The following is a 16,953-nucleotide window of genomic DNA, read 5'->3' on the forward strand; positions in this document are numbered from 1 at the left end:
ATCAGCCCCTCGCCTGCAGTGAGTCGGTGAGGATGGACAGCACCAGCTGCTGGAAGTCCAACCCGGCGGCGCGTGCCGCCATAGGTACCAGGCTGTGATCGGTCATGCCCGGGGCGGTGTTCACTTCCAGCAACCAGAACGTACCGTTGGCGTCCTGCATCACGTCCACGCGGCCCCAGCCGCTGATTCCGATGGCCGCGCAGGCGCGCTGGCTCAATTCCATCAGTTCCTCTTCCTTCTCGGGCGAAAGCCCACAAGGGATGCGGTACTGGGTGTCATTGGCCAGGTACTTGGCGTCGTAGTCGTAGAACGTGTGCGGGGTGCCGAGGGCGATTGCAGGCAATACCTGATCACGCAGTACGGCCACGGTAAACTCCGGGCCGTCGATCCACTGTTCAACCAATACTTGCGAGTCATAGGCGCTGGCGTCTTTCCAGGCACTGACCAGTTCGTTGCTGCTGGTCACCTTCGCCATGCCGATACTTGAACCTTCATGGGCGGGTTTGACGATCAAAGGCAGCCCCAGTTCCGTGACGGCGTTCACACAATCTTCTTCGCTGGCCAGTACGGCATGGCGAGGCGTGGAAATACCCTGGCTTTGCCAAACCTGTTTGGTGCGCAGCTTGTCCATCGCCAAGGCGGAGGCAAGGATGCCACTGCCGGTATACGGGATGTTCAGGCACTCCAGCAGCCCTTGCATGCTGCCGTCTTCGCCGCCGCGGCCATGGAGGATGATGAACGCGCGGTCGATCTTCTCCCGGAGCAGGATCTGCAGGAGGTCCGGGCCTACGTCGATACCGAACGCATTCACGCCCGCGGCCTGCAATGCACCCAGCACCTGCGCGCCGGACTTGAGCGATACCTCCCGCTCGGCACTGGTGCCACCGTACAACACAGCGACGCGCCCGAAGTCACTCGGCGCAACGTTGGACTTCAGGCTTTCATACGCGCGGGCGTTCATTGGCTTTTCCCCGGGGTGGCTACTGCACCGGCAAACAGCGGACTTTTCAATAATTGAGGGGCGATGGCGCCGACGTCACCGGCACCCTGGCACAGCAGGATGTCGCCCGGGCGCAGCAGTGGCTTGACCACCGGCGCGATGTCGGTGCCGCGTTCCACGTAGATCGGGTCCAGCTGGCCGCGCTGGCGGATGCTGCGGCACAGCTGGCGGCTGTCCGCGCCCGGGATCGGCTCTTCGCCCGCCGGGTACACTTCCATCAGCATCAACACGTTGGCATCGGCCAGTACCTGCACGAAATCATCGTAGAGGTCACGGGTGCGGCTATAACGGTGCGGCTGGTAAAGCATGACCAGGCGGCGCTCCGGCCAGCCACCGCGCACGGCCTGGATCACTGCAGACACTTCACGCGGGTGATGGCCGTAGTCGTCCACCAGCATCACCGAACCACCGTCTACCGGCAGCTCGCCGTATACCTGGAAGCGACGACCCACGCCCTGGAAGCACGAGAGCCCACGCACGATGGCGTCGTCGCTGATGCCTTCGTCGGTTGCAATGGCGATGGTGGCCAAGGCATTCAATACGTTGTGATTGCCCGGCATATTCACCGACACGTCCAGCGGCTCGCGGTCGCGGCGCAATACGGTGAAGTAGGTTTGCATGCCAGCCTGGCGGATGTTGATCGCACGCACGTCGGCGGCATCGTGTACGCCATACGTGACGACGGGGCGAGCTACCTGCGCAAGAATCTCGCGCACCACGGCGTCGTCCAGGCACACCACCGCCAAACCGTAGAACGGCAGGTTGTGAAGGAACTCGACGAAGGTTTTCTTCAGCTTGTTGAAGTCGCCTTCGTAGGTTTCCATGTGATCGGCATCGATGTTGGTGACCACGGCCACCAACGGCTGCAAGTGCAGGAAGCTTGCATCGCTTTCGTCCGCTTCGGCGATGAGGTAGCGGCTGCTGCCCAGCTGGGCATTGGTGCCCGCGGCATTCAGGCGCCCACCGATCACGAAGGTCGGGTCCAGGCCAGCGGCGGCGAATACCGAGGCAAGCAGGCTGGTGGTGGTGGTTTTGCCATGGGTGCCGGCCACGGCGATGCCATGGCGGTAGCGCATCAACTCGGCGAGCATTTCGGCGCGGCGTACCACGGGAATGCGACGCTCCAGAGCAGTGGCAACTTCCGGGTTGCTGACGTTGACGGCGCTGGACACCACCAGCACGTCGGCACGGGCGGCGTTTTCGGCGCGGTGGCCGATGAACACTTCGGCGCCGAAGGCACGCAAGCGCTCGGTCACACCGGAGGCTTTGAGATCCGAGCCGGACACCTGATACCCCAGGTTCAGCAGCACTTCAGCAATACCGCACATGCCCACGCCACCGATACCCACAAAGTGGATACGACGGATGCGGCGCATTTCCGGTTGCGGCATGGCGCGTTGGCTTTCAACCATGAGCCACCTCCAGGCAAGCATCGACGACGCTGCGGGTGGCATCGGGTTTGGCCAAGCGGCGGGCGGTCTCGGCCATGGTCACGAGTTTGTGGGGTTGCATCAAAACCTCTTCAAGGCGCGCGGCCAGTTCAGCGGCGCCGGTTGTTGCTTGCGGCATGACGAAAGCAGCGCCTTCGCGGGCCAGAAATTCGGCATTGCGGCTCTGGTGGTCGTCAATGGCGTGAGGCAGCGGCACCAGCAACGAGGGCAGGCCTGCGGCGGCAAGTTCGCTCACGGTCAGTGCGCCGGCTCGGCAGATCACGAGGTCTGCCCAGGCATAGGCCTGCGCCATGTCGGCAATGAACGGCGCGACCTGAGCCTCTACCCCAGCGGCCTTGTAGCGTTCGGCGGTAGGGCCATCGTGTTGCTTGCCAGCCTGGTGGAACACTTCCGGGCGATGGGCCTCGGGCAGGCTGGCCAAGGCCAGGGGTACCAGCTTGTTGAGCGGTTCGGCGCCCAGGCTGCCACCCATCACCAGCAGGCGGGCGCGGCGGCCCGGCAGGGGTTGGCGAGGCGTGGCCAGGAACAACTCGCTGCGCACCGGGTTGCCGGTGGTAAGGCATTTGGCGGACGCGGCGAAGGTCTGTGGGAAAGCTTCGCAGACTCGGGTAGCCAACGGCAGCAGCAGCCGATTGGCGGTACCGGCCACGGCGTTCTGTTCGTGCACCACGATCGGCACGCCGCTCAGCCGCGCAGCCAAGCCGCCGGGGCCTGTTACGTAGCCGCCGAAGCCCACCACACACACCGGCCGCAAGCGCTTGATGATCGACCGCGCCTGCAGCACGGATTTCACCAGCATCAGCGGCGCTTTCAGCAGGGCCAGCCGGCCTTTGCCGCGCAGGCCGCTTGCCTGGATGGTATGCAAGGTGATGCCCGCCGCTGGCACGAGGTCGTTCTCGATGCCGCGTGGCGTGCCCAGCCAGTGCACGGTGTAGCCCCGGGCCTGGAACTCCTTCGCGCAGGCCAACGCGGGGAACACATGCCCCCCGGTGCCGCCTGCCATGATCAGCACGTTACCGGCCATGGTAGGGCTCCTCGGCGAAGTCCTTCTCGGTGAATTCCACCTCTTCGCTGCCCAGGTGCGTGCGGCTCTCCCATTCGATGCGCAGCAGCAGCCCGAGACAGGCGCAGCAGATCACCAGCGAGCTGCCACCGTAGCTGAGGAACGGCAAGGTAAGGCCCTTGGTAGGCAGCAGGCCCACGTTCACGCCGATGTTGATCAGGAACTGGCCTATCCACAGGAACGACAGGCCGTAGGCCATGTAGGCGGCGAAGAACTGCTTGGATTTTTCTGCCCACAGGCCGATGTACATGCCCCGGATACACACGAACACGAACAGCGCCACCGTGCACAGCGAGCCCACCACACCCAGCTCTTCAGCCAGCACCGAGAACACGAAGTCGGTATGCGCTTCGGGCAGGTAGAATTGCTTCTGCACGCTGTTGCCCAGGCCAACCCCGAACCACTCGCCGCGGCCGAAGGCGATCAAGGCCTGGGTAAGCTGGTAGCCGGAGCCGAACTGGTCTGCCCAGGGGTCGGTGAAGGTGATAAGCCGCGCCATACGGTAAGGCTGCGCCTGCACCAGAACGAACACGGCCGCCACTGCCAGCACCACCATCAGTGCAAAGCGGAACAGCCCTACCCCGCCCAGGAACAGCATCGCGGCCGCTGCACCCATCATCACGACGGTAGCGCCGAAGTCGGGCTCCATCAGCAACAGGCCAGCCATGGGTAGCAGCACGATGAACGGCTTGAAAAAGCCCATCCAGCTTTCGCGCACTTCCTGCTGACGACGTACCAGGTAGCCGGACAGGAAGATCACCACGAACACCTTGGCCAGCTCCGACGGCTGCACGTTGAACGCACCGAAGCCGATCCAGCGCATGGAGCCGTTCACCTCGCGGCCCACCCCGGGCACAATCACCAGGAACAGCAAGCCGAACGCCGCCACAAGCAGCATCCAGCCCATACGCTGCCAGGTGGCGATAGGAATCAGCAGGGTCACGCCGCAGGCACCCAGGCCCAGTACCAGATAGATCAAGTGGCGAATCATGTTGTACAGCGCATTGCCGCTCTGGGCCGCTGCCACTTCGGAGGAAGCCGAAGTGATCATCACCAGCCCAAGGCCAAGCAGGGCCAGGCAGCCAGCGAGCATGGGAAAGTCGATGTCGATCCCACGGTTGCTGATGAGCGGCGATGGATAAGGCTTGATCACGTTGAAAATCATGCCAGCGCCTCCACAGCCTGAGCGAACAGGCGCCCGCGCTCTTCATAATTACGGAACATGTCCAGGCTGGCGCACGCCGGCGACAGCAACACCGCATCGCCTGGCTGGGCCAGTTCGGCGCAATGGGCTACAGCCGCATCGAGGTCGCTCACTCGCACTTTCATTACCTGTTCATCAAGGGCTGTGGCCACGCGCTCGGCGTCCCGCCCAATCAATACCACCGCGCGGCAATGGCGGCTTACCGGAGCACGCAGGGCTGAAAAATCCGCGCCCTTGCCGTCGCCACCGGCTACCAGCACCAGCTTGCCGTCGATATCGCTGCCCAGCCCCTCGATCGCAGCCAGGGCGGCGCCCACGTTGGTGGCTTTGGAGTCGTCGTACCAGGCCACGCCGTTGCGCTCGCGCAGCCATTGGCAGCGGTGGGCAAGGCCTGTGAATGCGCGCAAGGCGTCGAGCATCGGTGCCAGGGGCAAGCCAGCTGCATGCCCGAGTGCCAGCGCCGCCAGGGCGTTGGCCTGGTTATGGGCGCCGCGTACCTTCAGCTCGCTGACCGGCAGCAACAGTTCCTGACCGAACGCCAGGTAGCGGGCTTCACCCTGCTGGCGCAGGCCGAATGCGTTGAAATCAGGGGCATTCAGGCCGAATGAACCCACCTTGATGTCGTCACGCAGCAGCGGCCGGGTAAGCGCGTCCTGGCGATTGATCACCACCTGCCGAGCGCCGCGGAAGATCCGATGCTTGGCCAGATGGTAGGCCGGCATGCCGCTGTAGCGATCCATGTGGTCTTCGCTGAGGTTGAGCACCGTGGCCACTTCGGCATTGAGCTGATGGGTGGTTTCGAGCTGGAAGCTGGACAGTTCGAGCACGTACAACTCGACGTCGTCGGCCAGAAGGTCCAGCGCGGGCGTACCCAGGTTCCCGCCGACCGCCACCCGCTTGCCAGCTGCCTGTGCCATCTCGCCCACCAGTGTGGTGACGGTGCTTTTGGCGTTGGAGCCGGTGATCGCGATGATCGGTGCCTTGGCGTAGCGGGCGAAGAGATCGATGTCCCCGGACAGCTTCACCCCTTGGGCTGCCGCTTCAGCCAGCGCGGGTGTTGCCACGGCCAGGCCAGGGCTGACGTACAGCTCGCTGGCGCGGCAGAGGAACTGTGCGTCGAGCGCCCCGCAACGTACTTCCACTTCAGGGAAATCGCGCTGCAAGGTCGCCAGCTCCGGAGGATTCTCGCGCGTGTCGGCCACGGCGAAGGCAACGCCCTGCTTCGCCAGGAAGCGAACCAGGGACATGCCGCTCTTGCCGAGGCCGACAACGATGCGGAATTGGTCGGAAGCGATCAGCGACACAGGGCTACCTCAGCTTCAACGTGGCCAGGCCGATCAGCACCAGGATCACCGTGATGATCCAGAAGCGCACGATAACCCGGGGTTCGGGCCAGCCTTTGAGTTCGAAATGGTGGTGGATCGGTGCCATGCGGAATACGCGCCGGCCGGTCAGCTTGAACGAAGCGACCTGGATCACCACTGAAAGGGTTTCCATCACGAACACACCGCCCATGATGAACAGCACGATTTCCTGACGAACGATCACCGCAATGGTGCCCAGGGCCGCGCCCAACGCCAGCGCGCCTACGTCGCCCATGAACACTTGCGCGGGATAGGTGTTGAACCAGAGAAAGCCCAGCCCCGCGCCAATCAGCGCGCCGCAGAATACGATCAGCTCGCCGGCGCCCGGCACGTAAGGGATCAGCAAGTAGTCCGCGAACTTCACGTTCCCCGAGAGGTAGCAGAAGATTCCCAGCGCCCCGCCCACCATGACCGTTGGCATGATTGCCAGGCCATCCAGCCCGTCGGTAAGGTTGACCGCGTTGCTCGAGCCCACGATCACCAGGTACGCCAGTACCATGAAGCCGGCACCCAGCGGGATGCTGGCATCCTTGAGCATCGGGATGATCAGCGTGGTTTCCATCGGGCTGTTGGCGGTGGTGTACAGGAACACTGCGGCGCAGATGCCGAATACCGACTGCCAGAAATACTTCCAGCGGCTTGGAAGGCCGCGGGAGTTCTTTTCGATCACCTTGCGGTAGTCGTCCACCCAGCCAATCGCACCGAAGGCGAACGTGACCACCAGCACCACCCACACATAGCGGTTGGTGAGGTCGGCCCACAGCAAGGTGCTGATACCGATGGCCGAGAGAATCAGCGCGCCGCCCATGGTCGGGGTGCCGGATTTGGACAGGTGCGATTGCGGACCGTCATTACGTACAGCCTGGCCGATCTGGCGGATCTGCAGGGTACGAATGAACCAGGGCCCCAGCCACAGCGCAAGGACCAGCGCGGTCAGTACGCCCAGAATCCCACGCAGGGTGAGGTACTGGAAGACCGCGAAGCCCTTGTAGAACTGTTGAAGGAATTCGGCCAACAGCAGCAGCATTAATGTGTCTCCCCGCTGGCACCGCACAGGGCCGCTACGACGTGTTCCATCGCAGCGCTGCGCGAGCCTTTTATTAAAATGGTCGTGTCGGCCACCTGTTCCACGGCCAGGGCCTGGATCAGATCAGCCTGAGTTTCGAAATGGCGGGCGTGTTCACCAAAGGCATCGACGGCGTTAGCCATGAGCGGCCCCACGGCATACAGCGCACTGACCTTGCCCCGAGCGTAGGCACCCACCTGGCGGTGGCCCTCGATAGCCCAGTCACCCAGTTCGCCGATATCTCCAAGCACCAGGACGGTGCGGCCGGAAAAGCCGGCGAGTATATCAACGGCCGCGCTCACCGAGGAGGGGTTTGCGTTGTATGTATCATCAATAACACGAGTACCGGAGGCGGTAACCTGCGCGACAGTACGGCCCTTGACGGGCTGCACGCTGTTCAGCCCACGGGCGATTTCCGGCAGCGTGGCGCCCATGGCGCGAGCGACGGCCGCGGCCGCCAGCGCGTTGCGCACGTTGTGCTCGCCCAGCAGGTTCAGCTGAATGCTCTCTACACCGTCGTTGCAGCGCAGCTCGAACGCCGGGCAGCCGCGGGCATCGGCGGTGACCGGGCCGGCATGGAAGTCGGCGTCCGGGTTGGCCAGCGCGAAGGTGAGCACCGCGCGGGCACCTGCCCGGGCTGCCCAGATCGGGAAGGCCTTGTCGTCAAGGTTGAGCACTGCCACGCCAGTGGCGCCCAGGCCTTCGAGGATCTCCCCCTTGGCCTCGACGATTTTATCCGGCCCGCCGAACTCGCCAACGTGGGCGGTGCCCGCGTTGTTGATCAGCGTGACCATCGGGCGGGTAAGCCCTACGGTGTAACGGATTTCACCAATGCGCGACGCGCCCAGCTCGATCGCCGCGGCCCAATGCTCGGGTGCCAGCTCCAGCAGGGTAAGTGGCGCGCCAAGGTCGTTGTTCAGGTTGCCACGGGTAGCCAAGGCCGGCCCGCGCACACGCAGAATGGCCGCCAGCATCTCTTTTACGGTGGTTTTACCGCTGGAACCGGTAATGGCGGCTACCGGGCCTTCGAAGGCAGCGCGATTAAGCGCGCCCAGCTCCCCGAGGGCCACGCGGCAATCGCGAACCACCAGTTGCGGCAAGCCGACGCCGGGCACTTCGCGCTCGACCAGTGCGGCCACCGCACCTTTGGCGGCAACGTCCGCAAGGTAGTCATGGCCGTCGAAGCGAGGCCCCGTGAGGGCGATGAACAACTGCCCGGGCTGGATAGCCCGGCTATCGATGCTCACGCCGTCGAAACTGCAGTCGCCGCCCACCAGCCGACCATCAAGGGGCTGGGCCACAGCGCTGAGGAGCAGAGGCTCAAGCATGGTCTGCCTCCCACGCGGCAAGCGCCGCTTCGGCCTGTTGGATATCGGAGAATGGCTGGCGCTCGCCGAGGATTTCCTGGTAATCCTCATGGCCCTTGCCTGCAAGCACCACTACATCACCGGCGCGGGCTTCGCTGATGGCCTGGGCGATGGCGGCGCCACGGCCAGACACGAACCGGGCCTGCTCGGGCCGGGCGAAACCGGGGCGAATGTCCGCAAAGATAGTGTCGGGTGCTTCGCTACGGGGGTTGTCGTCGGTAACGATGACAGTGTCGGCGAAGTCTTCGGCCACTCGGGCCATCAACGGGCGCTTGCCACGGTCGCGGTCGCCGCCGCAGCCGAATACGCACACCAGGTTACCGCTGGCATGGGGGCGCAGGGCCTGCAGCACTTTCTCCAGCGCGTCTGGCGTGTGGGCGTAGTCGACCACTACAAGCGGGCGATCGCCGCCGCCCAGGCGCTGCACCCGGCCTTGAGGCCCTTGCAGCTGCGGCACGGCCTTGAGAATTTCATCCAGCGGGTAATCCAGCGCCACCAGCGCGCCAATCGCGGCCAGCAGGTTGCTCAGGTTGAAGCGGCCCAGCAATCGGCTGCGCAGGCTGAAGGTACCGTGCGCGGTGACCAGGGTGGCGCTCACGCCGTGGTCGTCGAACCGGGCATCGCGGCAATACAGCGCGGCAGTGGGGTCTTCCAGGCTATAGCCGATCACCCGGGATACGCCGGGGCGGGAAGCCAGGTCCTGGCCGAACGGGTCGTCCAGGTTGATCACCCGTGCACGGAGCGTGGACCAGGCGAACAACCGCGCCTTGGCCTCGGCGTAGGCCTGCATGCTCCCGTGGTAGTCGAGATGGTCGCGCGACAGGTTGGTGAATACGGCGATGGAGAAATCCAGCGCGGCAACCCGCCCCTGCTCCAGTGCGTGAGAGGAGACTTCCATCGCCACTGCACGGGCGCCGGCCTTGCGCAGGTCCGACAGCGTGGCTTGCACAACCACTGCATCGGGCGTGGTCAGGCGGCCGCTTTTCAGCTCACCATGAAAACCGCTGCCCAGCGTACCGATCAGCCCGCAAGGCAACCCCAGGTGGTCGAGGGCCTGCGCAATCAGCTGGGTAACGCTGGTTTTGCCGTTGGTGCCGGTCACGCCCACCAGCCGAAGGTGGCGGCCTGGGTCCGAGTAGAAGCGGCCGGCAATACTGGATAGCTGCCGCGCCAGGCCGCGCACCGGGATCAAGGGAGTGCTGGTGAGAGGCAGTACGCTTGCGCCGTCCGCTTCATAGGCAACGGCGGCGGCGCCTCGCGCCAGGGCGTCGGCGATATGCTCGCGGCCATCGACGCGGGTACCCGGCACGGCCAGGAACAGGTCGCCCGGGCGCACGTCCCGGCTGTCGAGGGCCAGTTCGCGGATCAACGGGTCATGCCCGGCGTCCGGGAACAGGTGGGTCAATGGCATGCTCATCAGCCTTGCCGTCCTTTGGCGGGCGCAGGCGGGGCTACGGGCGTAGCGTTGGCCTGCTGTTGCGGAGTAGCGGGAAGGTTGTCTGGCGGCACGTTCATCAAGCGCAGCGTGCCGGACATCACCTTGCTGAATACAGGCGCCGATACCAGGCCGCCGAAGTAACCGCCGGCACCCGGCTCGTCGATCACCACCACCACCGCATAGCGTGGGTTGGCCACCGGGCCGAAGCCTGCGAAGAGGGAGCGATAGGCGTTTTCGGTATAACCGCGCGAGCCGATGGTAGCCTTGCGCGCGGTACCGCTCTTGCCGGCTACGTGATAGCCAGGCACCTGCGCCCGGTAAACGCCGCGCGGCGCTTCGATCACCTGCTGCAACATGCCTTGAATGGTGGCGGCAACGTTCTGCGGGATCACTTGCGCGCCTTCGGGCTCGTTATCGACCTTCAGGATCGACAGCGGCACCAGCTTGCCGTGGTTGGCCAATGTGGCGTAGGCATGCACCAGCTGCAGAGCAGTCACGGAAAGGCCATAGCCGTAGGACAGGGTGGCGGTTTCGGCCTTGTGCCATTCCCGGTGGTTGGGCAGGTTGCCCACGCGTTCACCGGGGAAACCAAGCCCCGAGTACTGGCCCAGGCCAACCGACGACATTACCCGGTAGATGTTCTCACCCCCAACGTCGAACGCGACCTTGCTCATACCCACGTTACTGGAGTTGATCAGGATACCGGTCAGGTCCAGTACCGGGCCTTCGGTCTTGGACACGTCCTTGATGGTGTAGCGGCCGATCTGCAACGAGCCGGGATACACATCCACTTTGTCGGTGGGCTTCCAGCGGCCGGTTTCCAGCGCGGCGCTCATGGACAGCGGCTTCATGGTGGAACCCGGCTCGAACACGTCGATGATGGCCCGGTTACGCATGGCCGCCGGGACCATGGTGCGACGGTTGTTCGGGTTGTAGGTAGGCATGTTGACCATGGCCAGCACTTCGCCGGTTTTTACGTCCATGATCACCAGGCTGCCCGCCTTGGCCTGGTTGTCGGTGATGGCCTTGCGCAGCTCGCGGGTAGCCAGGTACTGCAGGCGCAGGTCGATGGACAAGGCCAGGGTTTTCCCGGCCTTGGCGTTCTTGGTCACTTGCACGTCACGGATCAGCCGCCCGCGGCGGTCCTTGATCACCTGACGCCGCCCTGCCACGCCCGCCAGCCATTCGTCATAAGCCAGCTCCACGCCCTCGCGACCGTGGTCGTCGAGGTCGGTGAAACCCACCATGTGTGCGGTAACGTCGCCGGCCGGATAGAACCGGCGGAACTCTTCCAGCCCGTAAACGCCCGGTACCTTGAGGTCCAGCACTGCCTGGCCTTGCTCGGGGGTAAGGCCGCGCACCAGGTAGAGGAATTCCTTGTTGGCGTTCGCTTCGAAGCGCTCGCTCAGCTGGGCGGGATCCTGGCCAAGGGCGCGTGCGAGGTCGGGCCAACGGTCCTTGGCCAACTGCAGCTCCTTGGGGTTGGCCCACAGGGTGCTGACCGGCGTACTCACCGCCAATGGCTCACCGTTGCGATCGGTGATCAAGCCACGGTGCGCGGGAATGGGGATATGCCGCATGCTGCGCGCGTCGCCCTGGCCCTTGAGGAAGTCCCGGTCCACCACCTGCAGGTCGATGATCCGCCAGCTGATCGCCGCCACCATGATGCCGAGCAAACCCAGCACCACGCGGAAACGCCACGGATAGAGTGCGCCGTCGAGCTTCATCATGGCGCCACCATGCGCACGTCGGCGGCATCGGGCACATGCATCTTCAACTGCTCGGTAGCCAGTGCCTCGATTCGGCTATGGGCCGTCCAGGTACTTTGTTCAAGGATCAACCGCCCCCATTCAGCCTGCGCCTTGTCCCGCTCGTTGAGTTCGGTGTACAGGGCATTGAGCAGCGTACGGTTCAGGTGCGCGCTGTAGGCCACGGCGATAGCCGACACCAGAACAGCGACGAACATCAGCAGCATCAGGAAGCTACCGGTTGGCAGAGGCTTGAAGAAGAGCTTGCTCACCGCAGCTTCTCCGCGACCCGCATTACCGCGCTGCGGGAGCGAGGGTTGGCTTTGAGCTCAGCCTCTGAAGCAAAGCGTGCCTTGCCCAGGGTGCGTACGATCGGGTCGAAGCGCTGCACTTGCACCGGCAGGTTGCGCGGCAGCGTGTCCACCTCGCCCTTTTCAAGGCGACGCAGGAAAAGTTTGACGATGCGGTCTTCGAGGGAATGGAAGCTGATCACTGCCAGCCGCCCGCCTATTTCGAGGAGGTCCATTGCAGCCCGCAGCCCGGCTTCGAGGTCTGCCAGCTCGTTGTTCACGTGAATCCGCAAGCCCTGGAATGCCCGGGTAGCAGGGTGTTTGTTCTTTTCCCAGGCTGGGTTGGCGTCCTTGAGTACCTGCGCCAGGTCACCGGTGCGCTCGAAGGGCTGAACCTGGCGGCGCTCTACCACCGCACGCGCCATGCGCCGGGCGAAGCGCTCCTCGCCGTACTCCTTGAATACGCGAGCGATCTCTTCTTCGGGGGCCTGGGCAATGAACTGCGCGGCGCTGACGCCACGGTCAGGGTCCATGCGCATGTCCAGGGGGCCATCGTTCAGGAAGCTGAAGCCGCGGGTAGGGTCGTCCAGCTGCGGTGACGACACACCGAGGTCGAGCAGGATACCGCTTACCTTGCCTTTCAACCCCAGGCGCTCGGCCTCGTCGGCCATTTCCGCAAAACTGCGCTGCACAATGACAAAGCGGCCGTCTTCGGCCGCCAGCGTTTGCCCCGTGGCAATCGCTTGAGGGTCCTTGTCAAAGCCAAGTAATCGGCCATCGCGCCCGAGCTGTTGCAGCAACAAGCGGCTATGCCCGCCACGGCCGAAGGTGCCATCTATATAGCAGCCGTCCGCGCGCACGGCCAAGGCCTCGATCGCCTCGTTTAGCAACACGGTAATGTGGTTGAAGCTGCTGTCAGTCGTCACAGGATCAGGTCACGCAATTCGTCAGGCATGGCGCCCGGTTGTTGGATAGCTTCGAGGTCCGCCGCGGAAACTGCATTCCACGTGTCTTCGTCCCACAATTGAAACTTGTTCAGCTGGCCTACCAGCATCGCCCGTTTGTCCAGGCGGGCGTATTCTCGCAAGCGCGGCGGCACCAGAAAGCGGCCACTCGAATCGAGTTCCAGGTCCACGGCATTGCCAATAAGCAGCCGTTGCAGGCGCTTGACCTCTTCACGTAGCGAGGGCAGCGCCTTGAGCTTGGTTTCGATGATTTCCCATTCGTCGAGTGGATAGACGTTAAGGCAACGGTCGACAGTATCGATGGTGATGATCAACTGGCCGGAGCTGCGCGTATTCAGCTCGTCACGGTACCGGCTCGGCATGGCGAGACGGCCCTTTGCGTCGAGACTGATAGCATTGGCTCCACGAAACACTGTTGAGCTTCCCCGAAAAAAGACCCTGCCGCGCTATTGTTCCTTATGCGCCTGTATTTCCCACTTCCTGCCACTTTCCGCCACTCGCGCACACTATAGGAACCCCCTCCCTGCACCGTCAAGGCGCGCCGTCAGTGATTTCCTTTACATATCGGTGATTTACGACACAGATGGTGTGGAATGCTTGAAAAAGCGCTCAAAATCGACTGCGAATACCCATCCGAGGCAGGGGATTACGTCAAATACTTAAAGTAGATTGTGAGGATTAAGATTTTTTCGGTATAGCCAGGAGGGGGTATCAAGCGAAACGGGGAAGGAGGAAAAAGGTGGAGAGTCGGTCTGTAAGCCGGGTTCTGTCGAGGACAGTCATTCCTCTACGGTGGTCATCGCTGAACACCTTTAGCAACCTACCCGGTTCCAGCGCGGGCCACGCCTATGGAACCCTATTTGGTCTTGCTCCGAGTGGGGTTTACCTTGACCACGAACTGTTGCCAGACGCGCGGTGCGCTCTTACCGCACCTTTTCACCCTTACCGGCGCCGAAGCGCTTAGGCGGTTATTTTCTGTGGCACTTTCCGTAGGCTCACGCCTCCCAGGCATTACCTGGCACTCTGCCCTATGGAGCCCGGACTTTCCTCCCCCGCGCATGCGAGCATGCAACGGCAGCGACTGTCCAACCGACTCTCCGCCGCCAAGGATACAGACCGGCAGGAGCCGGCGCCAGCCCGCAAGCTTCTTTATATCCCGGGCCGGGAGCGCAAGCACCGTGACTTTCGCCGTTTCGCTTAACCCTGCCGCTCCAGCGCCACCTGATAAAGCAGGTTCTTGCGCACGCCGGTAATCTGCGCAGCCAAGGCAGCGGCCTTCTTCAGCGGCATCTCGGCGAGCAGCAGGTCAAGCACCCGTAGCGCTTCGGCACTGATCGCGTCCTCACCCACCGGAGCAATCCAGCCACCCACCAGCACTACGCATTCACCGCGCTGCTGGTTCGAATCTGACTCGATGAACGCGCGAAGCTCTGCCAATGGCAGGCCCTTGAGGGTTTCGAAGGCTTTGGTCAGCTCCCGTGCCAGCACCGCCGGCCGATCACCGCCGAAGGCGGCTTCCATCGCCTGCACCGATTCGAGAATACGATGGGGCGCTTCATAGAAAATCAGCGTACGCGGCTCTTCGCGCAGCGCTTCCAGCCGGCTCGCACGGGCGGCGGCCCTGGCCGGGAGAAAGCCTTCGAAGATGAACCGGTCCGACGGCAACCCGGCGGCGGACAATGCCGCGATAACGGCGCAGGCGCCAGGAACCGGAACCACTTTTACACCCGCGGCACGGGCTTGCCGTACCAGGTGATAGCCCGGATCGGAAATCAGCGGCGTGCCCGCGTCGGAAATCAGCGCAACGCTTTCGCCTGCCTGCAGCTTCCCGAGAAACCGCCCGCCATCCTCGCGCTCATTGTGCTCATGACAGGCCGCCAAGGGCGTCTGGATACCGAAATGCTGTAACAGGCGCAGGGAGTGACGCGTATCTTCAGCGGCGATCAGTGCCACGTCCTTGAGCACATTCAATGCTCGCGGGGTCATGTCGTCGAGATTACCGATGGGGGTGGCGACCACATAAAGTGTGCCGAAAGTTGAATCTGTCGCGCCTGAGAGGGTCACAGCACACACCTTGGAAACGCCGGAAAGCGGCCATTGTAGCGGCCTCGGCAGGCTTTTGCCGAATCCGTGGGCAGCGCGCCGTGGCGTCGCACCGGCGACTGGGCTTGGGTACAATTGCCCGTTCAACGATTCGTATCAGGAAGATGTACATGACCGGTTGCCTGCGTTCGCTAATCGCCTTATTCATGGCCGTGCTACTCGCGGCCTGCGCCAGCCAGCCTGGCTCGAACCTTGGCGAACTGCCGCGAACGCCTGCCGCCAGCGTGGAGGAACTGCTGCAACAAGCCAGCGCGAGCCAGTCCCCCGAGGAGGCTGCGTTCCTGCGGCTCACAGCCGCCAGCAAGGCAATGGAGCAACATAACGACGCCCAGGCCACGCAGATCTTCGGCGACATCGACCTGAACCGCCTCAAGCCCGCCCAGCAGGTGTTCGCCAGCACGTTGCTGGCCGAACTGGCGCTGAACCGCAACGACCCCAGGGCGGCGGTTACCGCGCTTGGCCATCCCAGCCTGCAACACCTGGGCGAGCTTCCCCTCGATCAACAGATCCGTACCCAGACCGTACGCGCCCGGGCCCTTGAAGCAGACGGCCAGGTTCTCGCCGCCGCGCGCGAACGTATTTTCATGGCGCCGACCCTGCAAGGGGATGCGGCCGCCGCGAACCATGAGGAAATCTGGAAGCTGGTAGCCAGCCTGCCCGCCGATCAGGCGCAGCCAGCCGGCAATGATGACCTGGCGGGCTGGCTCAGCCTTTCCCAGGTGGTGAAAACGCCTGGCACTCTCGAACAACAGAAAGCCGCCATTGAAGCCTGGCGTGCCCAGCATGCCAGCCATCCGGCGGCCCGTACGCTGCCTCTGCCATTGCAACAACTGATGGCCGTAACCAATCAGCCGCTGGACCGTATCGCGCTGCTGCTGCCCCAGCAAGGCCCACTGGCGGGCGTGGCCCGGGCGCTGCGCGATGGCTTCATGGCGGCGCACTATCAGGCGCTGCAGGCCGGCCAGCCGGCGCCCGCCATCGAGTTCTATGACAGCTCGAGGGTAACGTCCATGGACGACTTCTATCGCCAGGCGCAGGCGGCCGGCGTTCAGATGGTGGTCGGCCCCCTGGAAAAGAACCTGGTCAAACAACTGAGCAGCCGCCCCCAGCTGCCAATCATCACGCTGGCCCTCAATTACAGCGACAGCAACCAACCCGGCCCTTCGCAACTGTTCCAATTTGGCCTGGCTGCCGAAGACGAAGCGCGTGAGGTGGCCCGGCGTGCGCATGCCGATGGCCTGCAACACGCCGCAGCCATCGTTCCCAAAGGCGAATTCGGTGACCGTGTGCTGGCCGCGTTCCGCCAGGACTGGCAAGCCAGTGGCGGCACACTGGTGGCTGCCATCCAGATCGATCAGCCTGTTGCGCTTGCCCAACAGATCGGCGAGCTGATGCAGGTACGGCAGACCGGAACAGGTGGCCAGGGCACCCGCCGCCAGGACATCGACTTCATCTACATGACGGCCACACCCCAACAGGCCCAGCAGGTAAAGCCTACGCTCAACTATCAGTACGCCGGTGACGTGCCGGTCTATGCCACCTCGCACGTCTATAGCGCAAGTGGGGACCAGGCGCAGTACAACGACCTCAACGGGGTGCGTTTCTGTGAAACCCCCTGGCTGCTGGATACGAGCAATGGCTTGCGCCAACAGGTCGCGCGCCAGTGGCCGCAGGCCAACAGCAGCCTGGGCCGGCTATACGCCATGGGTGCCGATGCCTACACACTTGCGCCACGCCTGGGCCAGCTCAAGGCGCTGCCTGACAACCGCATCGACGGCCTGTCAGGCAGCCTCAGCCTTAATAACGCCCAGCGCATCGAACGGCAGCTGCAGTGGGCACAATTCAACAATGGCAAGGTCGAGCGGTTGCCGGCCAGCGGCCAGTGAACAATCCG

At 63.7% G+C, this 16,953-nt stretch carries 14 protein-coding genes and 1 other RNA gene; 1 reads left to right on the top strand and 14 read right to left on the bottom strand.

Annotated features, from left to right (window positions below; all coding sequences use genetic code 11):
* Position 1: 1 nt before the first annotated feature.
* The 14 genes from G7016_RS14285 to rsmI all read right to left on the bottom strand — a co-directional run bounded on the left by G7016_RS14285 (position 2) and on the right by rsmI (position 15,020).
* Positions 2-961, bottom strand: a complete 960-nt coding sequence (locus tag G7016_RS14285; RefSeq protein WP_181115358.1) for a D-alanine--D-alanine ligase — start codon at positions 959-961, stop codon at positions 2-4.
* Positions 958-2,412 carry a UDP-N-acetylmuramate--L-alanine ligase gene (murC, locus tag G7016_RS14290; RefSeq protein ID WP_181115360.1) on the bottom strand — a complete coding sequence of 485 codons (1,455 nt, stop codon included), beginning with the start codon at positions 2,410-2,412 and terminating at the stop codon, positions 958-960. Before murC ends, G7016_RS14285 begins: the two co-directional genes overlap by 4 nt.
* Positions 2,405-3,475, bottom strand: coding sequence for an undecaprenyldiphospho-muramoylpentapeptide beta-N-acetylglucosaminyltransferase (murG, locus tag G7016_RS14295; protein ID WP_181115363.1), 1,071 nt, complete (start codon positions 3,473-3,475; stop codon positions 2,405-2,407). The genes murC and murG overlap by 8 nt, the downstream gene beginning before the upstream one ends.
* Positions 3,465-4,679, bottom strand: coding sequence for a putative lipid II flippase FtsW (gene ftsW / locus G7016_RS14300; protein ID WP_219854502.1), 1,215 nt, complete (start codon positions 4,677-4,679; stop codon positions 3,465-3,467). Before ftsW ends, murG begins: the two co-directional genes overlap by 11 nt.
* Complete coding sequence (gene murD / locus G7016_RS14305; protein WP_181115365.1) at positions 4,676-6,022, bottom strand: UDP-N-acetylmuramoyl-L-alanine--D-glutamate ligase; 1,347 nt, start codon at positions 6,020-6,022, stop codon at positions 4,676-4,678. Before murD ends, ftsW begins: the two co-directional genes overlap by 4 nt.
* 4 nt (positions 6,023-6,026) lie before the next feature.
* Positions 6,027-7,109 carry a phospho-N-acetylmuramoyl-pentapeptide-transferase gene (mraY, locus tag G7016_RS14310; protein WP_181115367.1) on the bottom strand — a complete coding sequence of 361 codons (1,083 nt, stop codon included), beginning with the start codon at positions 7,107-7,109 and terminating at the stop codon, positions 6,027-6,029.
* Positions 7,109-8,476 (bottom strand): UDP-N-acetylmuramoyl-tripeptide--D-alanyl-D-alanine ligase, encoded by a 1,368-nt coding sequence (locus G7016_RS14315; RefSeq protein ID WP_181115369.1) that lies wholly within the window; start codon positions 8,474-8,476, stop codon positions 7,109-7,111. Before G7016_RS14315 ends, mraY begins: the two co-directional genes overlap by 1 nt.
* Positions 8,469-9,932, bottom strand: a complete 1,464-nt coding sequence (locus G7016_RS14320) for a UDP-N-acetylmuramoyl-L-alanyl-D-glutamate--2,6-diaminopimelate ligase (RefSeq protein WP_181115371.1) — start codon at positions 9,930-9,932, stop codon at positions 8,469-8,471. The genes G7016_RS14315 and G7016_RS14320 overlap by 8 nt, the downstream gene beginning before the upstream one ends.
* A complete protein-coding gene (locus tag G7016_RS14325; protein WP_181115750.1) occupies positions 9,932-11,680 on the bottom strand; it encodes a peptidoglycan D,D-transpeptidase FtsI family protein in 1,749 nt (582 codons plus the stop codon). Before G7016_RS14325 ends, G7016_RS14320 begins: the two co-directional genes overlap by 1 nt.
* Positions 11,680-11,973 carry a cell division protein FtsL gene (gene ftsL / locus G7016_RS14330; RefSeq protein ID WP_181115373.1) on the bottom strand — a complete coding sequence of 98 codons (294 nt, stop codon included), beginning with the start codon at positions 11,971-11,973 and terminating at the stop codon, positions 11,680-11,682. Before ftsL ends, G7016_RS14325 begins: the two co-directional genes overlap by 1 nt.
* Complete coding sequence (gene rsmH / locus G7016_RS14335; protein ID WP_181115375.1) at positions 11,970-12,917, bottom strand: 16S rRNA (cytosine(1402)-N(4))-methyltransferase RsmH; 948 nt, start codon at positions 12,915-12,917, stop codon at positions 11,970-11,972. Before rsmH ends, ftsL begins: the two co-directional genes overlap by 4 nt.
* Positions 12,914-13,369, bottom strand: coding sequence for a division/cell wall cluster transcriptional repressor MraZ (mraZ, locus tag G7016_RS14340; RefSeq protein ID WP_181115377.1), 456 nt, complete (start codon positions 13,367-13,369; stop codon positions 12,914-12,916). Before mraZ ends, rsmH begins: the two co-directional genes overlap by 4 nt.
* A 326-nt stretch (positions 13,370-13,695) precedes the next feature.
* An RNA gene (gene rnpB, locus G7016_RS14345) (RNase P RNA component class A) lies at positions 13,696-14,053 on the bottom strand.
* Positions 14,054-14,153: 100 nt separating this feature from the next.
* Positions 14,154-15,020 carry a 16S rRNA (cytidine(1402)-2'-O)-methyltransferase gene (rsmI, locus tag G7016_RS14350; RefSeq protein WP_181115380.1) on the bottom strand — a complete coding sequence of 289 codons (867 nt, stop codon included), beginning with the start codon at positions 15,018-15,020 and terminating at the stop codon, positions 14,154-14,156.
* Positions 15,021-15,169: 149 nt separating this feature from the next.
* Between rsmI and G7016_RS14355 the strand changes: the two genes are divergently transcribed.
* Positions 15,170-16,945, top strand: coding sequence for a penicillin-binding protein activator (locus G7016_RS14355; protein ID WP_181115383.1), 1,776 nt, complete (start codon positions 15,170-15,172; stop codon positions 16,943-16,945).
* Positions 16,946-16,953: the final 8 nt, after the last annotated feature.

It is taken from the genome of Pseudomonas japonica (genome assembly GCF_013522925.1).
GTDB lineage: Bacteria > Pseudomonadota > Gammaproteobacteria > Pseudomonadales > Pseudomonadaceae > Aquipseudomonas > Aquipseudomonas japonica_A.